We start from the raw sequence: 24,001 nt of genomic DNA, 5'->3' as shown, positions 1-24,001 counted from the left end.
GTAAATGATTATTTTTGCCTGTCCCTTAGGCGAATTTCTCCGCCTGGTCGAAGCTGTGCTACTTTCCATAAATCTGCTTCAACAATTTTACCAAGCGTGGCATATCCCCCGGTTGTTTGAGCGTCCGCCATGAGAACAATGAGTTGTCCTTTATTGTTCACTTGAATGGTCCCAGGTTCAACAGCTTCTGACAAAATATCTCCAGATGAATGGAATTCGATGGGTGGACCTTCGAACAAATACCCCATTCGGTCACCCGATTTTAGTTGATAGGGTTCTTCGAAATTCTTGTTTTTGAATAAAGACCTGTGTACACTCGGCCAGATTTCTACGGTCAACTTTTGTGAATAAACAGGTCGTTGCAATTGGATTAGTCCTTGAATAGTACCTCTTGTAGGTGTTCCTTTGATAATATCTCCCTTTTTAAAAGGTCGCCCCATTCTTCCTCTTGAATAAACACTCGCAGATCCAAGCCACTTTTCGACTTCAATATCTCCTCGTATACTTAGATATGCGATGATTCCTTCCTCTGCTTGCCCTAGTTTGACCATCTGACCAGCTTTTACACGATTCACTTTCCACATTTCTTGTGTTGCTCCATCAACATGTATGTTCACCTTCGCACCGGTAAAGGCGATCTCACAGTCGGACAAACATGTCAGTTCAAGTCCTCCAAGCCACACTTCGAGTACAGCGCTCGAAGGTTTATTGCACAAAAGATCATTCAACATCGTATAAGCAAAACGATCCATCGGTCCTGAAATCGGCACCCCATTCGCCCGGTAGCCAAAACGGCCGTGGTCTTGAATGGTCGTCTGTATCCCAGGTTTCACAATTTCAAAAAGTTTCATATCGCTGAATCCAGCTTTTGAACCGAGATACCTTCTCGTGTTAATAAATGCCGGACAGCACCTAACAGTTCCACAACGCCCGCTCCGTCTCCGTGAAAACAAATCGTGTCTGCTTCCATCTCGACTCGCTCCCCAGAAACCGTTTTGACATGTCCTTCTAGAATAATTCGTTTGACTTGATTCAACACAACAGAAGAATCTCTCAACACGGAGCAATGCTCGGTTCGAGGCATTAATGAGCCATCGACTTGGTAGCCACGATCCGCAAAAGCTTCGCGCGCAACTTGGATTCCAGCGGCTTGTCCCGCTTCAATTAATTGACCACCGGAGAGTCCATAGAGAATGCCATTTGGCAATAAGTCTTTCACTGCGTTCGCAATTGCATCCGCCACTTCACGATTCTTGGTTGCGCGGTTATACAGTGCACCATGTGGTTTTACATGCGACAACTCGACTCCTTCTACGTGGCAAAATGCTTGCAGCGCACCGATTTGATAGATGAGACTGTCATAGATTTCGTCAGGCGTCAAAGCAATTTCTCGTCTGCCGAATCCTTGTAGATCTGGATAGCTAGGATGCGCACCGATCGAAACGCCATGCTCTTTTGCCAATAAAACGGAGCGTCGCATCACACTAAAATCGCCACCATGAAACCCACAAGCAATATTCACAGAACTGATTAATGGATATAGTGCCTCGTCATTGCCAATTTTGTACACACCAAAACTTTCGCCTGCATCAGCATTCAAATCAATTCGCTTCATCAATGACGCCACCTCCGGAATAATTTTGATATTCATCTTGAGTGATTTCTGTAAATTGAATACGGTCCCCCGCTTGGAATAAAAATGGAGTATCTAAAGAAGTTGTAGAGAAAATGTCGATAGGAGTTTGTCCAATTAAGTGCCAGCCACCAGGACTTTCAATCGGATAGATGCCCGTTTGAGAGCCGCCGATGCCAACAGAACCTTTTGGCACGGACTTCCTCGGTACCTCTCGTCTTGGAAAATGCAAGCGTTCATCGAGTCCGCCAAGATACGGAAATCCAGGCAGAAAGCCAATCATAAAGATGGTGTATTCGACTGACGTATGAGTTTCGATCACTTGTTGCACGGTTAAATTTTTTGCGTATGCAAGTTGTTCTAAATCTTCCCCGTTATAGCAAACGGGTATTAAGTGAAGATTGCTTTCATAGTCTATGTGATTCAAGGTTTTATTCCAGCATCGTAAAATTTGGTTTTGAACAGTTGAAATGTTTCGTTCATGATTGATGTAGAGAGTCAGCGTGCGATAACCAGGGACTGCTTCGAGAACCTCTGGACATGTAAGTGCAAGAGTTTGCAAACGAATCACTTGGCGGTGTATTTCAGGGTCGATCTTTGGCGGAAATGCATAGCGCAAAGTTCTTTCAGCCGTTTGATGTACACGAAACGATTCCACCTGCATCACTCCTTTTATCCATTATACCGAAAATTATTCGAACATTCTGTTTCATTATCACTCATGTTGTGTGACATCATTTGCAGTTAACTAGGTATATGAGTTACGCTTAATTATAATTTCAAATATATGGAGGAATTGGATGTTAAAGAAAACTGGTTTGTTATTGCTATCTATTGCATGTTTAACAGCCTGTAGTGAGGAAAACACATCGGATAAGTTCAAAAGTGAGGAACCCGTTAAGCAAGAAGTTGAAATTGTTGAAACGGATGAACCAGCAGAAGTCGAAGATGTCGAAACGGTCGATCAAATACAAGAAGAAGTAGTAGTAGAAACTCAAGAAACGTTGAATGAATCGGAAATCCGAACGATTATGGATAAATTCGAGAAAATGCGTCAATTGGTTATTGATACACACATGACTTTGACATTTACGGAAGAAGAGTTTTATAGTCCAGAATTACAAACAGCTAAAGTGATGGAAAACTTGCCTGAAAGTATTCATGATCTTATATCGACTAACATGTTGAACAATCAATTGCCACAACTCCTTCAATCGATGTATGAAGCTAGCGGTGAGGGTGGATTCTTGCCTGATACCAATATGAATGCCCGAATGGAAATCATCGAAAATACACCTGAAAAAGTACAAGTAAAAACCTTTCAGTTAGTAGAAGAAATTGTCTATAAAAGCAACCATAATGTTTACCTCACAGCGATAGAAGAAAATGGGCAATGGGTTATCGATGAATATGCAGCCACAAATGTGGACAAAGAACCCTTACATTTAACTAGAGAAGAAGTTATCATTCATGAGCAAATGGTACAAGATTCGGAGATCGAGTTTGTTGCCGAAGAATCCATCACAAGTGCATCTGATCTTAGTCTTTCTAAAACGGCTAATGCGATTATCGTTCGTATCGTCAAAGATGGTCGACTGTTAGCTCGTTTTACTGATACCGGCGAATATGCTTACGAAATTCCTGATAAATATAAATAATTGACAAACAGCCTATCCTATTTTCATAACAGGAATGGCTGTTTTAATTTGGAAGTTATGAACATAGTATTACGTCCGAAAAGGCAATGATATAGTTTAAGTTTCCGTATAGGAAATGAATAAATTGTAACAATCCTTACGATTCATTAATACAATACGTTGTGCAAATCAACTTAAAATGACCGGAGGAATAGAGTGTTTTATCATGTAAAAGAATTACAATACCATGCTAAACCAGAACGTCCCGATCCTTTATTTGCGAAACAGCTTCAGGAAGTCTTAGGTGGACAGTTTGGAGAAATCACTGTTGCGCTTCAGTACCTTTTTCAAGGATGGAATGTTCGTGGAAATGGTAAATACAAAGATTTATTAATGGACACAGGCGCTGAAGAGTTGGCCCATATTGAAATGTTGGCCACCATGATTGCTAGACTTTTAGAAGGTGCGCCTGTTGGTGATTTGGAAACAGCCGCAAAAGATCCCATTATCGGAGCTATATTAGGCGGTATGAATCCTCAACATGCGATTGTTTCAGGTCTTGGTGCAATGCCAGTTGATAGTATGGGGAACAAATGGAATGCTGGCTTTGTCATAGCGAGTGGGAACTTACTAGCCGATTTCAGATCGAATTTAACCGCTGAATCACAAGGCAGACTACAAGTTTGTCGTTTATATGAAATGACCAATGATCGCGGCGTCAAAGATATGCTCTCATGGCTTATTGCACGTGACACCATGCATCAGAATCAATGGATTGCAGCCATCAAAGAACTTGAGGCTCAAGAAAACGTGGTTGTTCCGAGCACATTCCCACGAGAATTAGAAAAACAAGAAGTTGCCTATACTTTGTTCAATTACTCACAAGGCAATCAAAGTGCAGAAGGTCGTTGGGCACATGGTCCAAGTATGGATGGCTTAGGGACATTTAATTTTGTGGAATTTCCCGTTCCATATGGCGGTGTACCAAAACTAAAACCAGCACCACCCTATATCTTCAATACTCCACCATCGGTTATAAAAGCAAGTCCAATAAATCCTCCACCAAATCTGTGTTAAAATCGTTTAAACATATTTACCTTGTTTAGGTATAGCTATTTTATCGAATTCTTTTGATAGGTAGGCTAGATTATTCTTTAACCATTCACCAAATACAGGTTGACCATGTCCTGTGACTGCTATCAAGGGGTGAAGGTTTTCTAACGTTTTAACAGATTGCCACGAAGCTTCCCAATCTGGTGTTAAGTATTTGGGAGGTCCATGAATTCCTAACTTTTGCGTTAATACTTCATATAACGACTCTTGATTTACAGTTACAAAAGCATCACCAACTACTAATGCTCGATCTTTGTCTCTAAAAAAAGATACATGTCCTTCTGTATGACCAGGCGTATGAATCCAACGCCAACCTTCGATGTGTGGTACTGTTCCATTACTCGGCAGCTCATGTATATGATGTCCTAAGTCAATGGCTTCTATTGGGAATAAAGGTGATATTTTAGCAATTAATCCTTTATCCACTGTACGATCTGGGAGAGGATAATTTTTTTCACCCGTCAAAAAGGGCAACTCTAAAGAATGTGCATATATTGGCACGTTCCACTCTTCTACTAATTCAAATATTGCTCCAATATGATCAAAATGAGCATGGGTTAAAAAAATGGCTTCTGGCTTAGCGCCTTTTCCGAATCGGTTTTCTGCCTCTTCGATAATTTGCCGAGCTGATTTTGGCGTCCCTGCGTCCACTAAAACCCAACCTTTATCAGCAGTTCCAATAAAACATACATTCACAAACTGAATGGTGAAACTATAAATATCTTTTGCACTCTCTACTCCATTCCCACTCGAGATGGTCCGTAAAGGAATGTACCTTTCTGTAGAAGAACTTTTTTCCATGCGCTCGCACTCCTTTAATTAAATTAATGCCTCCTCTCATAAGAGAGGAGGCATTATCATTTAATCTCTTCGATCGTCTCTTCTCTTCATTCCCATCAGCCCAGCCAAACCAATTAACCCAATCCAGCCCCAGTCCATTCCATCATCGTCGTCTGCAGTTGTTGTTGCCGTAGCATTTTCATTGACATTATTATTGTTTCCTGTGTCAGGTGAAGCAAAAGTTGTGGTTCCGAGTACAGTAAATGTACATGCGATAACCAAGAAAAAAGCTGCGATTCTTTTTAGCATAAATCTTCCTCCTTACTTCATAATGCACGTAGTATGTGTGAAGATTTTGGAATCATACTATGTATAGATGACTTATTTAGAACCTCAATACAAGCAAGTCGAATTGTGTGAGAAACGTGAATTTTAGAATGTGGTGGTCGAATCCTTGAATGTGGTCGGTGAATTTGAGAATGTCATGATCTAGATGGAGAATACTGATAATGAATCCTTGAATGAACCATGCGAAATCTAGAATAGCTTAAAAATCACCCGCTTCACATTAGCTTTTATAGGCACATAAAAACTCCACCCAGTCAATGAGACTATGTGGAGTAACGTAGGCAATATTGATAAATTTGAGCAGTCGCTAGGCAATCGCCGATTGCATCATGTGCGTTGTGTTCGAGTCGTAAAAATTGAGCCAATGTCGTCAATTTGTGATTAGGTGTTTCGCGTATGACTTTTCGTGCAAGCTTAAGCGTATCAATTACTGAATATCGTGGTATTTCTGTGTATTGTTCTAGTGCATATAAAAAGCCCATATCGAATGAGGCATTGTGTGCCACGATTGGGTAGTCGCCAATAAAATCAATCAATTGGTGAATCACTGTACTAATAGTAGGTTTGTTTCTTACCGAATCATTAGAAATCCCAGTTAATGACGTAATTCGATATGAGATATCCCTTTGAGGATTGATCAATTGGTTCATGATGGCTACTTGTTCATGATTATTGTATTTAATCGCTCCCACTTGAATAATTTGATCTGCACCTGCGCGAAGGCCGGTAGTTTCAAAATCAAGTACTACATAATCAACGGCTTTTCTCATTGAAGGTTGATATTTTTTCGGGGTAGTGGAACGGTTTGATGACCAATACTGTTGTCGCGATTTCGCTCTTATTAGTGCCGATGCATCTAAGTTATAATCGTCCATATTGCTTCCCTCCGAACTCTAAGTTGTCACTCTCTTTTCTCTTAGTATGCCCTGTATACCCAAATTTCCCTAATCTAAACTCTCTAATTCAAGATATTAATATTTTATTAAATTTTAGAGGATATACGAAAAAGTGCCAGGTACCGAAACATTCGTGTTTGTTTAAACAAACGTGAATGTTCGAGTACCTGGCACCTTTAATTTGTTACGGCATTAAAACGTCGGAAGTCGACGAAGTGAGATTTCCAATAGCTGTTGTCAAGGTTTGTAATTTCGACACCTCTTGAAGCAGCGTGGATGAATTGATTGTTCCCAATGTATACACCCATATGTGAAATTCCCGTAATATACGTATCTTTAAAGAATACTAGATCCCCAATTTGAGGTACATTCACTTTCGTAGCGTCTTTGTAATAATCTACACTACTTTTTCGAGTGATATTTAATCCTGCTTCATTATGTACATAATGAATGAAACCACTACAATCAAATCCAGTCGGTAGTTTACCACCCATAACGTAAGGCGTTCCTAGATAATTTGGTGCTATTGATGTTAGTGCTGCATAGACAGCTTGTCCATTTGCAGAAACTGGAGCAGCTATTGGTTCAGTAATCGCAACTGGAGCCTGGGATCTTTTTAAGTAGATTGCGGATTTTTTCAATTGAGCCATTGACGAAATATGTGTTTTTTTCCAACCTGCTGCTTCTACTGTTGGCGTAATGATAAACCCAATGAATGACACTATGAGACAAATAACAGCGAATTTTTTCAACACGTTCTGGCTCCCCCATTCAATAAGTCCGTTCGAAGATTAGTAATCTCATCATAGAGTACGAAGAATATTCAGTCAATAATAAATTTCGCTAAATTCATTTCAGAAATCGGACAGATATCGTCAAAGGGACTAAAAGTATTCCCCGGGAAATAAATCCACTTAATCTGTCGAAATAATTTGTTGATTTTATAAAAAAATTTCAATACAACTCAATTTTCACCTCAGCAAGTTCCATAGTTGGAACTTCTTGTACATTTTTGGTGTTTCAAGTTGTGAATTTTCTCGCTTTTGTCACAATTCCTTGCATTTTACCTATGACTGTACTGTATAATAGGCGACTGTACACCTTCTACAACAAAGGAGTTTTTATAAAATGAAATCACAAAATTCTCTGACGATAGGCGAAAACATTGTCGTCGGTTTAATGCTTTTTGCACTATTCTTGGGAGCTGGAAATATCATCTTCCCGCCATTATTAGGTCAACTTTCCGGAGATCAATTAGTCATTTCTATAATTGGCTTCCTAATAACTGGTGTTGGTCTACCTTTAATCGCCGTGATTGCCATTGCGAAATCTGGTGGAGATCTTCAATCAATAGCTAGTCGAGTACATCCGTTATTTGGAATAGTCTTTACTGTCGTTATTTACTTGGTTATTGGTCCGTTGTTCGCGATTCCTAGAACTGCAACTGTTTCTTATGAAATTGGTGTATTGCCGTTTTTATCAGACTCGATCTCATCTGAAAAATGGCCACTCTTAGTATTCAGCATCCTTTTCTTTATTGTCACAGTGCTATTCGCCTTGAATCCAACGAAATTAGTTGATCGCATAGGCAAAATTTTGACACCTATTTTAATAGCAGTCATTGGTTTGTTGGCAATAAAGAGTTTTATCACTCCTATGGGTGAAATTGGTTCACCAATTGATGCATATAAAGAAGCACCATTTTTCGAAAGCTTTTTACAAGGGTATTTAACAATGGATGTTCTTGCGGCGCTTGTATTTGGTATTGTGGTCATCCATGCTCTTAAAGATAAAGGTGTTTCCAATCCAAAAGTGTTGGTAAGAGCAACGATAACTGCTGGTGTCATTGCAGCTATTGGTTTGTCGATTGTGTATATTTCCTTAAGCTTTATTGGCGCAACAAGTGTTGATGCTATTGGTATTCAAGATAATGGTGGTTCTATTTTAGCTCTTTCTTCGAACGTATTGTTTGGAAGCTTCGGTAGCATTATTTTAGCGTTGACGATTGCATCAGCCTGTTTAACCACTTCGATTGGATTGGTGGCAGCCGCATCACAATTCTTTGAAAAGCTTGTTCCATCGATTTCGTATCGTTCATTCGTATTCATTTTCTCAGGATTTAGTGCTTTATTTGCAAATGTTGGGTTAACTCAACTTATTAACTTTTCTGTTCCTGTATTGTTAGCGATTTATCCATTGGCGATTGTCTTGATGTTATTATCATTTGTAGATCGATCGTTTGATCGTTCGCCAATTGTTTATGCATTAGCATTGATTTTCACAAGTTTTATAAGTCTTTTTGATGGTTTAAAAGCAGCAAAAATTATTTTCCCAGCTGTTGAAAATGTTTTAAGATATTTACCGCTTTATAACGAAGGGATTGGGTGGTTAATTCCAGGGGTTATTGGCGCTTTAATCGGGTATATTATTTATAAAACTAAAAACTCAGATTCCCATTAAACGGGGATCTGAGTTTTTCTTTTGAATTTTGAAAATAACGAGTGAGACGTTATTAAAAAAATGCTGATTTCCATTACGATGGACGCTTTCCGCGGGCACGGCTTCAGCCGCTTCCCTCGCGATTGCTCAGTCCAGGGTCTTCAGTTCGTGCTAATTCCGCTGGAGTCGCCATCTTCATTACAATCAACAAGAATTGAGTAAGGATATTGAATCTACATTTTATTTTAGATAGCATTTTCCATTCTTAAAAAACTCTTAAAATCCCTACAAATTCAGATTTAATGAATTTGCAACTGACTTCTACCATTTTCTTTCGCCGTATACATGGCCATATCGGCTTCTTTCATAATTTCTTTTAATTGTTTACCTGGAGTTGCGTATGTCATTCCGATACTAGCAGAAATCGACAAATGGTTCCCTTCTACTTCAATTGTTTGGGTTGTCAGTAAATTAAACAATTCCGCAGCGACCTTTTTAGCTTCTGCCATTTCGACTGAAGTGACAGGTATGAGAAAAACAAATTCGTCGCCGCCAATTCTCGCTACTACACTTTCTTTAGGAGCTGTCTTTTTGAATAAGGTTGCTACTTTCTTCAGTAATTCATCCCCAATATCATGTCCATACTCATCGTTGACTTCTTTAAAGCGGTCTAAATCGACATAAAGTAGACTGTATTGTTTTCCTGTTTCTTTGTCTTGTTTAAAGAATTCTTTTAAATAAAAGCTATTGTATAGACCTGTTAAATGGTCATGTAACATTAAATCTTCCAGAATAATTGTTTGGCTTAATAATGAACTTAACGTTTTTATTAATCGAACATCGTATGCTGTAAAATCATAAGGTTTTGTATCAAAAGCACAAATTGTGCCGTAAATTTCTCCATCACTTTTATAGATAGGTGCTCCTAAAAAACAACCATTTCCGACGTTTAAGGTGACAGGATGATTAATCGTCATCGCATTTTCAGCTAGATTTGTAATAACGATTGGTTCCGAGTCATTATCGACAACGAGTTTACACAAAACATCCTCAAAAGGAGTTTTCTCTCCTTCTTTTAACAGAGCTGCTTTGCGATTAAATGCTTTGACGATAAAATTGGAGTACCGATCATTACTAGCTAAAAATATTGTATTTACATCCATCGTTTCACTTAGTAAAGTAATGACATCTTCAGCCACTTTGTCCAACTGATTAAAATAATGAGAACTTTTTTGATTAATCAACCTGAACACCCCCTTTGATATATACATGCACATTATACTATGATTACTATTTCTTTTACTTGTATTAATATGTTCCCTTTAACCTATTTTTTAAAACTACTATACGGGACTAATGATGTACAACGATGTATACAAATTAAAGATACTTTAAAATTGTTATTCAAACTATAATATTTTCTTCATGGTTCCATATTAGATTTCTACTGCCACCCTTTATACTTCAGTATAAAAACGCCCTACAGACACAGTCATCTGTAGGGCGTTCCATTTATATATGGTGGGGGTCACCTTATATGCGTTAGATTAAAAAAGTTTTGTTGTTGGTGGTGGATTGTGATCTGAACGGTATTGGTTTTTATCAATTTTTTCTTTAAATTGATCATTAGCCAATTCTTGTTCGTCGTCATCAACACCACCTGTTAGGACTTCATTGTTATTTGAGTCGGTATCGAATGAGAAAGCATTGCCATCTCCATCTGTTTCATAGCCAGTCTCTAATTTTTCATTATTGATACGTGGGTCTTTTTCAAAATCGTGTTTCATTTCGCCTGATGGCATTTCATTTTCCACATCTCCAAATGCTGCTGGTCCTAAATTTGGATCAGCTCCTGGCGACTGGAATCCTTCTGTTTTGTGGTTTTCAGTAATTGGTTCATTCGTATTAAATTGAGCACGTTCACTCGTGTTGAAATCTGCACCTTCATTTGCTTCATTAATTGTTGGACGGTGTTCACGCGTCACTTTGTCTTCTTGCATCGAGTGACCAATATGATCCGTTTCTCTTGCTAAGTGTGGACTAGTTGCAAACGTTTCTCCTCTTTCGAAGCGGTCCATAGGTTCGTCAAAACGACCATCTGTTTCATTCACTAATTCATTGTTAGAAGGCGTGAACCCTTGTTCTTTCGCATAGTCGCTTTGTGGCTCATCGTGTTTTGATTCAAATTTGTATTCGCCACGAGGTTCTTCTGCACCAAATGTTGTTGTTTCATTAACTGACGCTTCGTTTCTTTCGGTTTCATTGAAACGTGTATCCACAAAAGCTGTTCCAGACGTTGCCGTCATTTGTGGGTCTTCGCTTTGAATACGCTCTTCAAAACCAGGCACATTTGTAACAACTGAGCGCTCTTCGCCATGATATGACTCGTAACTATTGCCAGTTGCACCGAACGTATCATATCCTTCTTCGAATTCATTTTGGTGATCTTTCGCATCACTAACTACATGGTCTGTGTAAAGTACGAATCCACCGCTTGCTACATCGTGAGAATAGCGATTTTTTTCTTCTTCAGTTAAATTCAATTTGCGAAGACCTTCTGTTATAGCATCTTCACCTGTGAACCAAGACTTGAATTTATCCATAACTGTTCCCGCTTCGTGTGTGGAAACTTCTGAATGTTTATTTAACGTGTGGATATGTCCGTGATCTTTCGAGACCACATGAATATCACTTTCTTTATATCCTTGTGACGTTAACGTCTCTAATTTGTTATATAATTCTTCTTCTGTGCGAGCTACTTCAATTCTTCGGTTCATTTCATTATTCATGGTGGAACCTCCTAAGTGTTTTTTGTTGTACACTCTATCTACCCCAAGTGAAATTAAATTTAAACACGATTCCTAATATTTAATCTTCTTGTAATAAAAGAAACCTTCATCCAATAGGACAAAGGTTTGACAAGGAATCATTAAATTTCAGTTATATTGTGTTCGGTTATTTCTTTCGCTTTCCGCGGACGAAACGCTAGCCTCCTCGGCTCATCTGTCTCTGACAGCTGAGCCTGTGGGGTCTAGCGCCTTTCGTTTTTCCGCAGGAGTCTCCAGAAATAACCGACCACATTCTACTAACAAATTTTGTAGGGTCTTTATATACTGAGGTGATTAGAATTGTAAATTAAAATTTTGCAGAATGGAAATTAAGTAAGCGATTAATTGGTATATTGGATTGTTAATACATGCTCACAGTCATATTGACAAAAAGTTGATATTGGAAGTAATAAATATGAATAAGAGTAAAACGCTCATTATCATTTCGTATTTATATCAATTTAAGTTGATTGAAATGGAGGCGGCGACTCCGAGAGGATTAGCAAGAGCTTTAGACCCTGGACTGAGCCTCGCGAAGGAAGCGGCTAAAGCCTTGCCCTCTGGAAAGCGTCCGCCGAAATGAAAATCAACATCAACATTTTATTAAGTAAACATAAGTTTAATTTAATTTTAAAGCTTGACATAAATTTCCGGTGATTTGTATATCCTTGAAGTTTACGCCAAGTTGAACGGCGGTCATTGCAATTTCAGGTCTAACGCCAGATAATGTTGTTGCCACACCTACAATTTTCAAAGCATCAATCAACTGGAAAATTTGCATTGCAACCATTGTATCAATCATGGTTACGCCAGAAAGGTCAACATATAAATGGGTAATCTTTTTATTCCCACATTCCATCAACGTGTTCTCAAGTAAATATTTAGCACGTTGCGTATCGATATCTCCTACTACTGGCAATAAACCGATTCCATTGTGTAAACGGATGACAGGCGCACTTAATTCGTTAATAACTGCTTGCTGGCTTGTTAATCGTTTTAAAGCTAATGCATCATGCTCTTCTACGAATCGAGAGGTGATTCTTCCAAACGCTTTGATGATTAGTTGACCCCAAGTAAAAATCACTTCTGTTGTGTATTTTCCTTTATTTTCTATCGAATAATTTCTGAGCATTTCTAAATACTGATCTTGCACTTTTAGAAATTCTTTAAAAATGACATGAGTAGGTGTTTTTAAGTGTTCGGAATCTCTAGCAATTTCGAGGATCCATTTATCGAATTCCTCGAAAAATATTTCTTCTTCTCGAATGAAAATATCAATCAGCTTTTGGTGGAATCTTAAATTTTGATTTTTTAACTTGTCGATTACTTTCGGATCTGTAGAAGCATAAACACCTTCAGCAGTCGATTTATCAATTGCCGCATACCAATCTTCTGTAAGCTGTTTCGCTTTATCTAATAAGTAATCATGTAAATGAGAATTTCGATGCATACGGTGCCTGCTCCTTTTCGAGTACAAAATAGGTAAGTAAAGTTCGATATCTATCCTCTTTTAACATACCTCTTTTATTCGAAATAAAACATAGTTTTTTTTACAATTTCTCGAATACTATCAATTGTTCAAAATTTCATGAATGTTTCGGTGCCAGGCACCATCAAGGAGTCTCTCAACTTTTTCAGAGTGCGTTGCCTCTTTTTCTTCAAACTTTCTTTCGTCATACCCAACCGATTTGCTACTTCATCTAAAGAGAATCCTTCAATAAATAAAAGCTGGATCAGTTGTTGCTCGGTATCATTCAAGTGTGATAGGGCTTTTGCGATGGATTTATCTTGCTCAACCACTTCCTCTTTAAACCCAATGATTCTTTCTAACACATCACCTTCAGTTGGCACTGCTTGTTGTTCATTGGCATACGATTTTTTCAATTCATCCAGTATGCTGCCATAGATCGATCGATATGCAAATGGCGCAAAGTCTCCTCGTTCTTTTTCATAGCGTTGAAGTGCCTTCCATAGACCTACTCGACCTGCTTGTACAAATTCTGAGTGATTTTTATAAATTCGTAGTTTTCGGATAGATGCGTAAATCATAGGCTCGTACTGTTCTAATACTTCTTCAAAATTCTCCAACGGTTGTTTCCTTTGGAGCGTGCACGCTTCTTTATTCCCAGGTGGCTTCAGTTTAGTAGATATGATCGATTCATTCGAATCACATTTTGTGATGTTTCTCTAGAGGAAACGTCAAGTTTCGACTAATAAATAAATATCCAATGAACCTACAAAAATGCCAAATAATATGTATTTTCTGACTTGTTAAAAAACTTTCAACATGCTACATTCAAATTATCACGTTTAGGAGGTTGTTTCTTGCGCACTTGTGACTCTTTACGGATTGACACAGACACTCTGGTCGTCCAACCCATCTTCGAAAATGCATTAAAAACACACATCATTACAACACATGGTTCCTACACATCCTCGTTCTCACAACTAGAACTCTTAAATCTTGCTTGCATGCGCTACTTTTCGACTTATGAAGGACGTATTCAAGCCTCTCGTTACCAGACTTCATTTCATAGAAAAACACCTTTGCTCGTTGCAGAAAATGGCATATTTGCTTTTCCAACTATGTCACCTTTGAATGCGGAATGTATGTGGATTTTCAATCATTCTTTTAAGTCAAAAAAACATACGGACAAATCTACAATTCTTCAATATGACAACGGAGTAGAAATCGTTGTGAATGCATCTATACATACGATTGAAAAACAAAGACAGCGCATGATTGTGATGATTTATAAACAAAAATCACTTGGTCGAATTTATTAGAAAACAGGCAAACAATTCAAAAGTTTGCACCTCTTCCCTTTCTGTCAATTTATATATTGTGTTTTATTAATAAATCCTTTCCACTTTTAAGTGTGAAGGGATTTTTTAAAAGCTTTAAATAAAGGAAAAATGAGAATATTGTCGAATTAAGTAGAATCATAATTTTTCTAGATAGGATTTGGATGGGAGAGGACCTTATGGAGAATTCATTTCAAAAAATAATTGATGCTTTGCCTGATCAAATTGTCATTATTAATCAAGATGGGTTCATTATGCATAAAAATATTGCCTGGGATTTGTTTGCACTTGAAAACGGAGGGTTAACTGAGTCAACCGGCATTGGCGTGAATTATTTAGACACCCTTGAACAAGGGAACAATTTTTATGAAGTCAATGGAATTCGCCAAGTGATGCAAAAAAATATTGATGAATTCTCATTAGAGTATCCGTGCCATTCGCCAAATGAAGAACGCTGGTACTGTATGCATGTTAAAAATCTGGCTGACAACTTAATCATGATTCGTCATGAAAATATAACTCAAGTGATGAACCAGCATTCAACTGTAGAAGATGTTTTGGAATCCATGACAGATGCCTTTTTTTCATTAAATAAGAATTGGGAGTTTAGCTTTGTAAATACTGCAGGTTACTCTTTACTTGGGAGAGAGATTGGAACGTTAATCAATAAAAACATTTGGCTTGAATTTCCTGAAGCTAAACAAGATATTTCCTATACAAAGTATCATCAAACCATGGAAAAGCGTGAACCTGCTACATTTGAAACGTATTATCCTCCGTTAAACACCTGGTTTGAAGCTCGTGCATATCCGCAGAAAGCTGGTGGAATTTCTGTTTACTTTAAGGACATCGGTGATAAAAAGAAAACAGAAGAACGTTTAAAGTTATTTGCTTACTTTGATGAGTTAACCAATTTACCTAATCGTCGCTCTATTTTAGAGACCATCTCTGAAAGGATTGCATTAGGGTTACCTTGCGCTCTTATGTTTATTGACTTAGATGGCTTCAAAAATGTAAATGATATTTATGGTCATGAAAAAGGAGATCAGTTGCTTCAGCAGGTCGGACTCAAACTAAGCACGCATTTAAAAGATGATTGTATCGTTGGTCGACTTGGTGGCGATGAATTTTTAGTTTTAACCTTTGAGACGAATCACAACTATTTAAAGGATTATGTTCAGTATGTGCTTAGCGCATTCCATCAACCTTTTATTACTTCACAATCCTCTTTCAGCCTAACGGCTAGTATAGGTATTGCATCCTTTCCACATGATGCACGAGATGCCAACTTGTTAATGAGTGCTGCCGATACCGCTATGTATCAAGCAAAAAAAACGCGAGGAAATAGTTTTGCATTTTACGAATCAGAAATGAAAGAACTTATAACTCGAAGATTATTAATCGAACAAGAGTTAGGAGAAGATTTAAGAAAACACGGCATTTACTTTGTCGTCCAGCCTCAAATTGATACTGAAACTAATTCTCTCGTTGGAATAGAAGTTCTGTCTCGCTGGAGTCACCCTTCACTTGGCCAAATATCACCACTCGAGTTTATTTCAATAGCTGAAGATAGCGGAAATATTTTAAAACTGACTCAATATTTACTAGCTGAAATTTTTGCCCGTGTTTCGAGATGGATTAAAAACTATCAGTTTGATAAAAAGATTTCAATTAATATTACGCCTTATTTATTGTCCCAAAAGTCGTTTTTTGATGATTTGTTTGATTTGTTAAACCGCTACAACATTCCTCCTACTATGATTGAACTTGAAATTACGGAGGAAACGGAATTGGTCACTTCCGAAATGACGTTATTTAATATAAACGAATGTCGAAAACAAGGAATTACAATTGCGATTGATGATTTTGGAACTGGTTTTTCGATGTTAAGTTATTTAACCTATTTCCCAGTAGATTGTATCAAAATTGATCGTTTCTTTATTAAAGGTATCGGACATGATCATCGATCTGAAGCAATTTTAGAGTCTATCATCCATTTAGCAAAGAGTTTAAAATGCGAGATTATTGCTGAAGGGGTCGAAGATGAACAGCAATTACTTTTTCTAAAAGAGCATGGATGTCCGGTTATCCAAGGTTTTATTACCGACCGACCACTAGATTTAGATGAATTTGAAGATAAGTATGTTGCTACACGGAAAAATTTTAACCCATCTTAAAGTGAGGTGATTGACTTGGGACCGTCTATTACAATTAAAGCTGATACCATTGAAGAAGCTGTACAAACAGCGTTAAATATCATGAATTGCACAATTGATGAGGTAGCCATTGACGTTCTTTCTTCTCCTCGAAGTAGTCTATTTGGTTTACGAAAACAATTGGCTGAAGTCACGGTTTCTAAAAAAACACAAACTTCCCCTGTTGAAGTGGAAAAAGTTATACCCGTTCAACCTAAGAATGAGAAAAACCAAAACATGGAAGAATTAATGGATATTTTCTTGTCGGATGAAGTCAGTGCCTCACTTGAAACCTTAAAAGAGGATATGGAGGATTCAAAGCCTTTCCCATCACCCGTAATTAATGGAGAGGATTTGCCATTTGGCGTATGGATTGATTCTGGGATTGTGTATGTCAATGAACATGATCGAAAATATCCCGTTATATCCCCTGGGAGAAATGTCAAACTTATGGTTAATGGGATTGAAGTAAAGGATCGGTTAGCTGTTTCGAGACGAGATCATGTGAAGGTTTCTATAACAGATGACGTGACTTCTACTCACTTTACCATTCATTTAATTGAGCAAAATACAGTCGCAATGTTAATCGTGATTCCTGGAAAACGAGTAAAAAGAACGATTCAAGATGCTCCACTTTCTGATTACTTATCCATTGAAGTGCAGGAAGAAACCATTTATTTTAATGATTTAAAACGAGATCATATTATGTTAAAGCTTCAATCATTAGGTATTGATCGTCGAATAGATGAAAGTGCAATTCAAGACGCTCTTACAACCGTGACGAAAAAAGAAATTATTATCGCTAAAGGAATTCCTCCTCAGCAAGGGAAAGATGGAGATATCGAGGTCTTTTTAGAAGATATTTTTGAGGAAGAAAAAGTTCCTTTAAATGAAAATGAGCGAGTCGATTTTCGAGAGACACATAAAATTTTAAATGTTGAAGAAGGAACCGTTATTGCAAAACGAGTTCCTGCAGTAAAAGGAATTGCTGGCCAAGACTTGTTTGGGAATGTGATTCCACCAAAAGACGTGTATGAAGTCATCATTCGGACAGGGAAAAACACGACCATTAAAGAAGATGAAGTCGTGGCCATTAGTGCAGGCAGACCGACGATCGAATGGCGTGGAAAATTAGTAAAAGTGGATGTAATTCAAGAATTCATTCATAACGGTGACGTTGGAATGGAGTCAGGAAATATTCATTTCCACGGGGATGTTCGAATAACTGGAGATGTACTTGAATCGATGAAGGTTGAAGCTGCTGGTCGGATTTATGTAAAAGGGACAATCACGAAAGCGAATTTGCAATCCGGTCAATCCATTCACGTCTCAGATAATGTCTTTTCAAGTACATTAAGTGTAGGTCGAGAAAACTTTGTCATATCAGAACTTGTGCAACAGTTAAAGGTTATTTTGAAGTATGCCGACAATATGCTCATCGCTATTAATCAATTAATGGTTGTTCGAAATTTATCAACGAATGATTTATCCAGTTCTGAATTAAATCATTTGCTTCGTCTTTTATTCGAAAAAAAATATACAGATTTTCGTGATATTGTGCAGAATTTCGTGACGAATGTTCGCACTAATTCCCAAATTGTCGATGAGGAATGGCTAAATTTATCGGAGCGACTGTATCAAGCGTTTATTGTGTTATCGCATCGCCCTCTACAAAATATCGCTGATTACGAGGTGTTAACGGAAGAAATTCGACATATTTATGAAAGTCATCGCGTGCCACCTGAACCGAAATCACTTTTAAGTGTTCCGTATGCAATCAATAGCTCTCTTTATAGCAGTGGAAATATTATCGTCAATGGTCACGGCGTCTATCATAGTTTGTTGAAGGCAGGAAATGATATCACAGTTAGTGGCGTTTGCCGCGGAGGCGAAATTCATGCAGGTCGAAATGTGACGTTAGATGAAGTTGGATCAGAGGTTGGGGTTAAAACGGTAATCACTGTTCCCGCTGACGGTGTCATTCGAATCGGGTATGCACATCCCAATACGAATATTCAAATCGGAAATCGACTCCATGCTTTTGCAAGTAGTGCAAACTTAATCATGGCTAAATTAGATTCAAACGGTAATTTACAAATTACGTAAGTTAGTAGAACAACTTTTGGATATTAAATCCAAGTTGTTCTCTTTTTTATTTCAAAATACGAACATACATTCTATTTTGTGGTATAATTAATGAACAATCGCTGGTAATGGACAGGCTGGTCACTTTCAGGAGAAGGGAGGTCATGCTTATGACAAGTTTTGAATCCCTGAGCTTACTTATGCAGCTCGCGACTGTTATGTTTGCTGGCTTCTCAATAGCTGTCACATTGATCATTTTGTTCATCAATAAAAAATAACCGTCCCCACTGGTAAGGCGAGACGGTTACTTGTATCAAACTGGACCAACCACTCCATAAGCTAAGCGATTGTCGGACTAGGTGTTGACCCACCTAGTCTTATTGGTATAAGTATACAACAATTTTCTACTATTCTCAAAGGAATTTCGTTCTATTACACTACTTCTTTTTGAGAAGCGTTTCCTCCATTTCTTTTGTTGGACCAGCTTTTATCTCACGGTCACCCGCCCAAGTACGGGTATCCTCAGCTGTTTCTTTTAGCGGTCTAAAAGTTAAGCCTTCTGCCACTGCTTTATCATTTTTCACAATAAAAAAGCCCTCTGGATATTCTTCAGAGATTGGCATCCAAAATGGAAACCGACGTGCACCTAAATCATTTCCTTCTAATTCTTTATCTGAAATCCATACTTTTTCTACAGAATTCGGTGCGATTTCATCCATAAAGTCATCCATCGTAATTGGGTTCGATGCTGCGTTAAATGTGCCAGTCTTCCCTTCTTCAATCATCTTAACAATCCATTTTGCCATGTCACGAACATCAATCCACTGCACCATACGCTTCGATTCAGGACCGCCAGGAAGTGCGACAGGACCCGACTCTGCTAGCTTCATCGCATAGTAGGTAAAGCGATCGGTAGGGTCATTTGGTCCAACAACGATACAAGGTCGGATAATTAATGCTTTATTGCCAAATGCTTGTGTGACAAGATCTTCACACATTACTTTAAGCGGTCCATACGTTTCACCTGTTACTTCGTCCGTTTCAATTTGGTTCGTGTGCATTGAGCTTTCTTCGTTTGGACGTCCTTGTTCGTAATTGTCATAAACTGAGATCGTCGAAATGAACATATAGGTATTTGTGTTATTCATGACTGCCTCTAACACTGGCGTTACATCATTAGGTGTATAGCCACATGTGTCTAGGACGGCATCCCATTTTTCATTCTCAAGTAGATGTGCATCGGTTCTTCGGTCGCCTTTTATATGACGAATGCCTTCAAACACACCCGGATTTGTTTTTCCTCTATTAAATAAAACCACTTCATGTCCATTTTTTATGGACGCTTCTACTAAATATCTGCCTATAAATGATGTGCCGCCGATTACTAGTATTTTCATTTTAATCGCCTCCTCTTTTTTACATTCTTCGCATGTCGAAGAAAATCCTTTAATTAAACTTTTTGGGGTACTTCACTGATGTAATCTATATTTCTTTTAAGGAAAATTTAACTTTATACTCCCTTTAGTTACAAAACCTACTTAAAGAAAACTATGTAATTGTTAATTTACACTGAGAACTCTCCATTTCCGTTTCAGTCGGACGCTTTCCGCGGGCATGACTTCAGCCTCCTCGACGAGCAAGCTCGTCTCCGGGGTCTTCAGTTCATGCTATTCCCGCAGGAGTCGCCGCCCTTCACTGCAATGGATTAACGTTTTTATATCAGAAACTCTTGAATTCCTTCTAAACTTAGCATGCATAAGTGAGGAAAAACTTCTCAAAACTTTCGAAAAAAATCATGCAAATTTCAACTAGAGCCTCTGTATACATAGCTATACAAACATATGATAGTTTTATAAAGGATCGGCAAATCAAATATTCAAGACAGTCCAATTAAAAAGTTATTAAAGATAGTATATATGCATTTTTGTACATCTGAATTTAGCAATTGTAGTTGAAGATAGTGAATAAGAATAAAGATTTACCAATGATTTTTTTAAAGTTAACAATGCCAAAACATATGGAAGACACTATACCTATTAACTGTTCCTATATTTATTAGTACTATCTTAAGTGGAATTTTTGCTGATTGAAATGAAAGCGGCGACTCCTGGAGTAGCAAGAGCTTTAGACTCTGGACTGATTAACGTAAAGGAAGCGGCTAAAACCTTGTCTCCCGGAAAGCATCCGCTGCAATGAAAATCAGCTACAGTACCAACTGGTTTTCCCCGTCGGTTAACAAAAATTGATGGATTCATTCCTACCTATTTCTATTTACTAATTCCAATTAAAGAAGTCTAACAAACTTCGCATGGTTATTTAATTCCTTCACATACTAAATTTATTAGCAGAAGCGTTTTAAAAAACAGGAATTGGGTATTAGAAAAGGTAATCTAAATTAATTAGGACAAAACTCGCATTTTGTCGAATCGTGGTACAGTTCACGCTTTTATAATGGTACAATTAATCTTCAAGATATTGAGTAAAAAGGAGCCTTTCATGTATATTCAATGGACTAAACTTCCACAAATAAACGCGCTCCGTATTTATGGACCTGACTCTCAAGAGACGACGGGCATTTTTTATGACTCGCGTGATGTTAAACCACAATCAGCCTTTTTCTGTATTATTGGTGAAGAAACAGACGGGCATTTGTACATAGAAGAAGCAATTGGAAACGGTGCCACTTCTATTGTTGGTTCCGATCTACATAAATTCGTTGCGATATATGATGCCTATCCACATATCACATTTATTGTCGTTGAAGATTCTCGTCATGCTCTTGCTTATACGTCTGCAGAATATTATGAGCATGCGCATGAAGAATTAATCAAGATTGGTGTGACTGGTACTAACGGTAAAACGACCGTCTCTACTTATGTTCGAGATTTATTTAACTTAGTTGGTCTTCCATGTGGACTTATGGGGACGAACGGTATTTTTACATCAAAAGAAAAATTAAATATTAAAAAAAGCACACCGACTACACCCATGTCTTCAGATGTTCACTCCATTTTTAGACACTTAGTTAATGTTGGCGATCGAGCTGCTTCTATGGAAGTATCTTCAATTGCGCTAGATCAATACCGAGTTGGCGCATTCGAATTTGATGTGGCGATCCACACAAATATTTCTGAGGAACATATGGAGTATCACAAAACGTTTTCTCATTACAAAGCATGTAAACTTCGTTTATTCAAACAAGCTAAAGCTAGTGTGATTAATATGGACGATGAAGGAATGGGATGGGATATTCTCAATTCGATTGATAACGATCACTTAACTTATTCCAATCAAATGGATTCACATGCAGATTTAATCTGGACGAATGTCGAGCATTTTGCGGAAGGAATAACATTTGATTTGTATATCGAAGATCAAGTGCATCACTTAGCAGTGCCAATTTATGGTGAGTTTAACGTAGGGAATTTAGTTGCTGCTATTGGTGCGGCTTTGCTTTCAGATGTTGCTCTAGAAACCATCATTTCTGCTTTGCCTAAAATGACGCAGGTTGAAGGTCGATTCCAAGTGATTCATGGTCCTGAAGACCGTAAAATTGTCTTAGATTATGCCCACACACCGGTTGCTTTAGATGCTATTATGGCTGCAGTAAAACAATTGCCACATCACCGATTAATTACTTTAATCACTGGTATTGGAATTCGTGATTTTGCGAAAATGCCGAAAATGGCCAAAACCGCTCAAGGAAAAGCAGATGTTCTCGTCGTATCGGTCGATCATCCAGGCTATAACGACCCTTGGGAAGTAGTAGATAAGGTGTTAACAGGGTTTTCAGAACCTTATTTACAAGAAGTTTTAACTGCACCTTCGCGTAAAGAAGCCGTTATCAAAGCTTTGGAAGCGAGTCTTCCTGGAGATATCGTGTTGCTGACAAGTGGTTGTATTAACGGCTGTCAAATTGTTAAAGGGGAATATATTCCTCACTCTGACGAAGACATTATCGAAGATTATTTTAAAAACTTACAGTTACAGGCTAAATAGAGTGTTTAGAAAGGCTTACGATGGTTATCGTAAGCCTTTTTAATTTGGGCGGATGTTCTTATTCTCGATTTCGCGGGTTTTATTCAAGGATTTGTTGGTGACATTCTATATTTCGTTCTACCTATTCAAGACTTCGAGCTGCACTCTAAAATTCACGTTTTTCACACAATTCGACGCGCAAAAATGGTGTCATTTGGACAGACCAAATGACACTTTTTCTGTTGGTTTATTATCACTGTTTATTGTTGCTTAATAATCCTCGGACTAAATCCTCCAAGCTCTACTAAATCTTGTTTATCTCCATACGTCACTGAGTAAATATCTTCTTTATTAGTCGAAAAGACTTCTTCGATTTGAATGCCTTTGGCAGCATAATACTGCATGATTTCAGCTCGAGCTAAATTGGATACTGAATTTGGTGATTGTTCATTTGTATGTATATCTCTTTCTTCAACGAGTGTGTCTTCGTCTTTTCCATTTTGTTTATTCACTAGTTCCTGAAGAAGTTTGATAATTTCACTAAGTCCAATTAGGATTAGTCCGATCACAATATGACCGATGAACAACAAAATAATGAATCCACCATCTACTTGTACATATTCGATTCCATAATCTGTCGTAATCGCTCGATTACTCATCATGATAATTGAGAGTAAAATCCCTATAACTATGATAATAAAACCTGCGAATAGCAGGATCTTTCCAACAATGTTTTGCACAGTTACACTTCCCTTCATACAATCTATATTCTTTACACAAATTAACAATTCCTGCCATGTAAATGAATTGTGTGAAAAATATGAACTTTAGAATAGACTCTCCGAATCCTTGAATAGACCCCTCCAACTCTTGAATAACACTATTGAAATCTTGAATGCACCCGTTTAATCCTCAAAACCCTTCACCAAATGGAGAATCGATCAAAAAAGCCAGGTACTCACGAATTGTGTGAGTACCTGGCTCCTGTTTATCTTTATCCGACAGAAGACTCCCACCTCAAGGAATGAAAAGGGCGAAGCCTATTGAGTAGATCGGAGATGAATGTCGGTTGGCGGTAGCCAAAACTTTCCTCACGATGATACAATGAGAACAAACATTCGTATCGTTGGGGGTGGAAATCATGTTAGTCAATAAGGCATACAAATTCCGGATCTATCCAACCAAAGAACAAGAAATCCTCATTGCTAAAACAATCGGATGCAGTCGTTTTGTATTCAATCGCTTTTTAGGGCTATGGAATGAA

At 37.9% G+C, this 24,001-nt stretch carries 23 protein-coding genes; 9 read left to right on the top strand and 14 right to left on the bottom strand.

The annotated features are described in order from the left end of the window. Window positions 1-8: 8 nt before the first annotated feature. Genes AC3EA5_RS11295 through pxpB form a run of 3 tightly spaced genes read right to left on the bottom strand, consistent with a single transcriptional unit; the run spans window position 9 to window position 2,291 of the window. A complete protein-coding gene (locus tag AC3EA5_RS11295; RefSeq protein WP_488608434.1) occupies window positions 9-851 on the bottom strand; it encodes a 5-oxoprolinase subunit C family protein in 843 nt (280 codons plus the stop codon). After that, window positions 848-1,615, bottom strand: a complete 768-nt coding sequence (locus AC3EA5_RS11290; protein ID WP_488608433.1) for a LamB/YcsF family protein — start codon at window positions 1,613-1,615, stop codon at window positions 848-850. Before AC3EA5_RS11290 ends, AC3EA5_RS11295 begins: the two co-directional genes overlap by 4 nt. Continuing rightward, a complete protein-coding gene (gene pxpB / locus AC3EA5_RS11285; protein ID WP_488608432.1) occupies window positions 1,602-2,291 on the bottom strand; it encodes a 5-oxoprolinase subunit PxpB in 690 nt (229 codons plus the stop codon). Before pxpB ends, AC3EA5_RS11290 begins: the two co-directional genes overlap by 14 nt. Window positions 2,292-2,433: 142 nt before the next feature. On the opposite strand from pxpB, the gene AC3EA5_RS11280 reads away from it, so the two are divergent. Then, a complete protein-coding gene (locus tag AC3EA5_RS11280; protein WP_488608431.1) occupies window positions 2,434-3,291 on the top strand; it encodes a hypothetical protein in 858 nt (285 codons plus the stop codon). A 195-nt stretch (window positions 3,292-3,486) separates the two neighbouring features. After that, a complete protein-coding gene (locus AC3EA5_RS11275; RefSeq protein WP_488608430.1) occupies window positions 3,487-4,347 on the top strand; it encodes a manganese catalase in 861 nt (286 codons plus the stop codon). 6 nt (window positions 4,348-4,353) lie between these two features. Here the strand turns inward: AC3EA5_RS11275 and AC3EA5_RS11270 are convergent, their stop codons facing one another. The 4 genes from AC3EA5_RS11270 to AC3EA5_RS11255 all read right to left on the bottom strand — a co-directional run bounded on the left by AC3EA5_RS11270 (window position 4,354) and on the right by AC3EA5_RS11255 (window position 7,162). Continuing rightward, window positions 4,354-5,184 carry an MBL fold metallo-hydrolase gene (locus tag AC3EA5_RS11270; protein ID WP_488608429.1) on the bottom strand — a complete coding sequence of 277 codons (831 nt, stop codon included), beginning with the start codon at window positions 5,182-5,184 and terminating at the stop codon, window positions 4,354-4,356. 60 nt (window positions 5,185-5,244) lie between these two features. Then, a complete protein-coding gene (locus AC3EA5_RS11265) occupies window positions 5,245-5,472 on the bottom strand; it encodes a WGxxGxxG family protein (RefSeq protein WP_488608428.1) in 228 nt (75 codons plus the stop codon). Window positions 5,473-5,774: 302 nt separating this feature from the next. After that, window positions 5,775-6,386 carry a 3'-5' exonuclease gene (locus AC3EA5_RS11260; RefSeq protein WP_488608427.1) on the bottom strand — a complete coding sequence of 204 codons (612 nt, stop codon included), beginning with the start codon at window positions 6,384-6,386 and terminating at the stop codon, window positions 5,775-5,777. 197 nt (window positions 6,387-6,583) lie between these two features. Continuing rightward, window positions 6,584-7,162 carry a C40 family peptidase gene (locus AC3EA5_RS11255; protein WP_488608426.1) on the bottom strand — a complete coding sequence of 193 codons (579 nt, stop codon included), beginning with the start codon at window positions 7,160-7,162 and terminating at the stop codon, window positions 6,584-6,586. 373 nt (window positions 7,163-7,535) lie between these two features. On the opposite strand from AC3EA5_RS11255, the gene brnQ reads away from it, so the two are divergent. Continuing rightward, on the top strand, window positions 7,536-8,867 hold the full coding sequence (gene brnQ, locus AC3EA5_RS11250) for a branched-chain amino acid transport system II carrier protein (RefSeq protein ID WP_488608425.1): 1,332 nt from the start codon (window positions 7,536-7,538) through the stop codon (window positions 8,865-8,867). A gap of 278 nt (window positions 8,868-9,145) precedes the next feature. On the opposite strand, the gene AC3EA5_RS11245 is transcribed toward brnQ, so the two are convergent. After that, window positions 9,146-10,090, bottom strand: a complete 945-nt coding sequence (locus tag AC3EA5_RS11245) for a sensor domain-containing diguanylate cyclase (protein ID WP_488608424.1) — start codon at window positions 10,088-10,090, stop codon at window positions 9,146-9,148. Between the two features lie 303 nt (window positions 10,091-10,393). Further along, on the bottom strand, window positions 10,394-11,635 hold the full coding sequence (locus AC3EA5_RS11240; RefSeq protein WP_488608423.1) for a YflT domain-containing protein: 1,242 nt from the start codon (window positions 11,633-11,635) through the stop codon (window positions 10,394-10,396). Between the two features lie 454 nt (window positions 11,636-12,089). On the opposite strand from AC3EA5_RS11240, the gene AC3EA5_RS11235 reads away from it, so the two are divergent. Continuing rightward, the gene (locus AC3EA5_RS11235) at window positions 12,090-12,257 is read left to right on the top strand and encodes a hypothetical protein (RefSeq protein ID WP_488608422.1); all 168 of its coding nucleotides are present in this window, start codon (window positions 12,090-12,092) and stop codon (window positions 12,255-12,257) included. 36 nt (window positions 12,258-12,293) lie between these two features. Here the strand turns inward: AC3EA5_RS11235 and AC3EA5_RS11230 are convergent, their stop codons facing one another. Beyond that, window positions 12,294-13,124: an STAS domain-containing protein gene (locus tag AC3EA5_RS11230; protein WP_488608421.1), complete on the bottom strand. Its 831-nt coding sequence runs from the start codon at window positions 13,122-13,124 to the stop codon at window positions 12,294-12,296. 128 nt (window positions 13,125-13,252) lie between these two features. Beyond that, window positions 13,253-13,762: a sigma-70 family RNA polymerase sigma factor gene (locus tag AC3EA5_RS11225; protein ID WP_488608420.1), complete on the bottom strand. Its 510-nt coding sequence runs from the start codon at window positions 13,760-13,762 to the stop codon at window positions 13,253-13,255. A 237-nt stretch (window positions 13,763-13,999) separates the two neighbouring features. Between AC3EA5_RS11225 and AC3EA5_RS11220 the strand changes: the two genes are divergently transcribed. From AC3EA5_RS11220 to AC3EA5_RS11210, 3 genes are all read left to right on the top strand, one after another. Beyond that, window positions 14,000-14,461 carry a competence protein ComK gene (locus tag AC3EA5_RS11220; protein ID WP_488608419.1) on the top strand — a complete coding sequence of 154 codons (462 nt, stop codon included), beginning with the start codon at window positions 14,000-14,002 and terminating at the stop codon, window positions 14,459-14,461. Between the two features lie 197 nt (window positions 14,462-14,658). Beyond that, window positions 14,659-16,656: an EAL domain-containing protein gene (locus AC3EA5_RS11215; protein ID WP_488608418.1), complete on the top strand. Its 1,998-nt coding sequence runs from the start codon at window positions 14,659-14,661 to the stop codon at window positions 16,654-16,656. Window positions 16,657-16,671: 15 nt separating this feature from the next. Then, window positions 16,672-18,780 carry a flagellar assembly protein A gene (locus AC3EA5_RS11210; protein WP_488608417.1) on the top strand — a complete coding sequence of 703 codons (2,109 nt, stop codon included), beginning with the start codon at window positions 16,672-16,674 and terminating at the stop codon, window positions 18,778-18,780. 416 nt (window positions 18,781-19,196) lie between these two features. Here AC3EA5_RS11210 and AC3EA5_RS11205 read toward each other — a convergent pair whose 3' ends face one another. Beyond that, window positions 19,197-20,156, bottom strand: a complete 960-nt coding sequence (locus AC3EA5_RS11205; protein WP_488608416.1) for an NAD-dependent epimerase/dehydratase family protein — start codon at window positions 20,154-20,156, stop codon at window positions 19,197-19,199. Between the two features lie 669 nt (window positions 20,157-20,825). Further along, window positions 20,826-21,014: a hypothetical protein gene (locus AC3EA5_RS11200; RefSeq protein ID WP_488608415.1), complete on the bottom strand. Its 189-nt coding sequence runs from the start codon at window positions 21,012-21,014 to the stop codon at window positions 20,826-20,828. Window positions 21,015-21,255: 241 nt separating this feature from the next. Between AC3EA5_RS11200 and AC3EA5_RS11195 the strand changes: the two genes are divergently transcribed. After that, window positions 21,256-22,758: a UDP-N-acetylmuramoyl-L-alanyl-D-glutamate--2,6-diaminopimelate ligase gene (locus tag AC3EA5_RS11195; protein ID WP_488608414.1), complete on the top strand. Its 1,503-nt coding sequence runs from the start codon at window positions 21,256-21,258 to the stop codon at window positions 22,756-22,758. Window positions 22,759-22,997: 239 nt separating this feature from the next. On the opposite strand, the gene AC3EA5_RS11190 is transcribed toward AC3EA5_RS11195, so the two are convergent. Beyond that, window positions 22,998-23,477, bottom strand: a complete 480-nt coding sequence (locus tag AC3EA5_RS11190; RefSeq protein ID WP_488608413.1) for a hypothetical protein — start codon at window positions 23,475-23,477, stop codon at window positions 22,998-23,000. Between the two features lie 401 nt (window positions 23,478-23,878). Between AC3EA5_RS11190 and AC3EA5_RS11185 the strand changes: the two genes are divergently transcribed. Continuing rightward, window positions 23,879-24,001, top strand: a 123-nt coding sequence (locus tag AC3EA5_RS11185; protein WP_488608459.1) for a helix-turn-helix domain-containing protein, incomplete at its 3' end; no start/stop codon positions are given.

Source organism: Paenisporosarcina sp., assembly GCF_057785155.1.
Note: the sequence above shows the minus strand (reverse complement) of the source record. Positions and strands in the feature narration are given on the sequence as shown.

What these genes read in the sequence shown, in the direction of transcription:
- AC3EA5_RS11295 (WP_488608434.1), bottom strand. Translation starts at nt 851, where the DNA reads ATGAAACTTTTTGAAATTGTGAAACCTGGGATACAGACGACCATTCAA.
- AC3EA5_RS11290 (WP_488608433.1), bottom strand. Translation starts at nt 1,615, where the DNA reads ATGAAGCGAATTGATTTGAATGCTGATGCAGGCGAAAGTTTTGGTGTG.
- AC3EA5_RS11280 (WP_488608431.1), top strand. Translation starts at nt 2,434, where the DNA reads ATGTTAAAGAAAACTGGTTTGTTATTGCTATCTATTGCATGTTTAACA.
- AC3EA5_RS11270 (WP_488608429.1), bottom strand. Translation starts at nt 5,184, where the DNA reads ATGGAAAAAAGTTCTTCTACAGAAAGGTACATTCCTTTACGGACCATC.
- AC3EA5_RS11265 (WP_488608428.1), bottom strand. Translation starts at nt 5,472, where the DNA reads ATGCTAAAAAGAATCGCAGCTTTTTTCTTGGTTATCGCATGTACATTT.
- AC3EA5_RS11260 (WP_488608427.1), bottom strand. Translation starts at nt 6,386, where the DNA reads ATGGACGATTATAACTTAGATGCATCGGCACTAATAAGAGCGAAATCG.
- brnQ (WP_488608425.1), top strand. Translation starts at nt 7,536, where the DNA reads ATGAAATCACAAAATTCTCTGACGATAGGCGAAAACATTGTCGTCGGT.
- AC3EA5_RS11240 (WP_488608423.1), bottom strand. Translation starts at nt 11,635, where the DNA reads ATGAATAATGAAATGAACCGAAGAATTGAAGTAGCTCGCACAGAAGAA.
- AC3EA5_RS11235 (WP_488608422.1), top strand. Translation starts at nt 12,090, where the DNA reads ATGAATAAGAGTAAAACGCTCATTATCATTTCGTATTTATATCAATTT.
- AC3EA5_RS11230 (WP_488608421.1), bottom strand. Translation starts at nt 13,124, where the DNA reads ATGCATCGAAATTCTCATTTACATGATTACTTATTAGATAAAGCGAAA.
- AC3EA5_RS11215 (WP_488608418.1), top strand. Translation starts at nt 14,659, where the DNA reads ATGGAGAATTCATTTCAAAAAATAATTGATGCTTTGCCTGATCAAATT.
- AC3EA5_RS11205 (WP_488608416.1), bottom strand. Translation starts at nt 20,156, where the DNA reads ATGAAAATACTAGTAATCGGCGGCACATCATTTATAGGCAGATATTTA.
- AC3EA5_RS11200 (WP_488608415.1), bottom strand. Translation starts at nt 21,014, where the DNA reads ATGAATCCATCAATTTTTGTTAACCGACGGGGAAAACCAGTTGGTACT.
- AC3EA5_RS11195 (WP_488608414.1), top strand. Translation starts at nt 21,256, where the DNA reads ATGTATATTCAATGGACTAAACTTCCACAAATAAACGCGCTCCGTATT.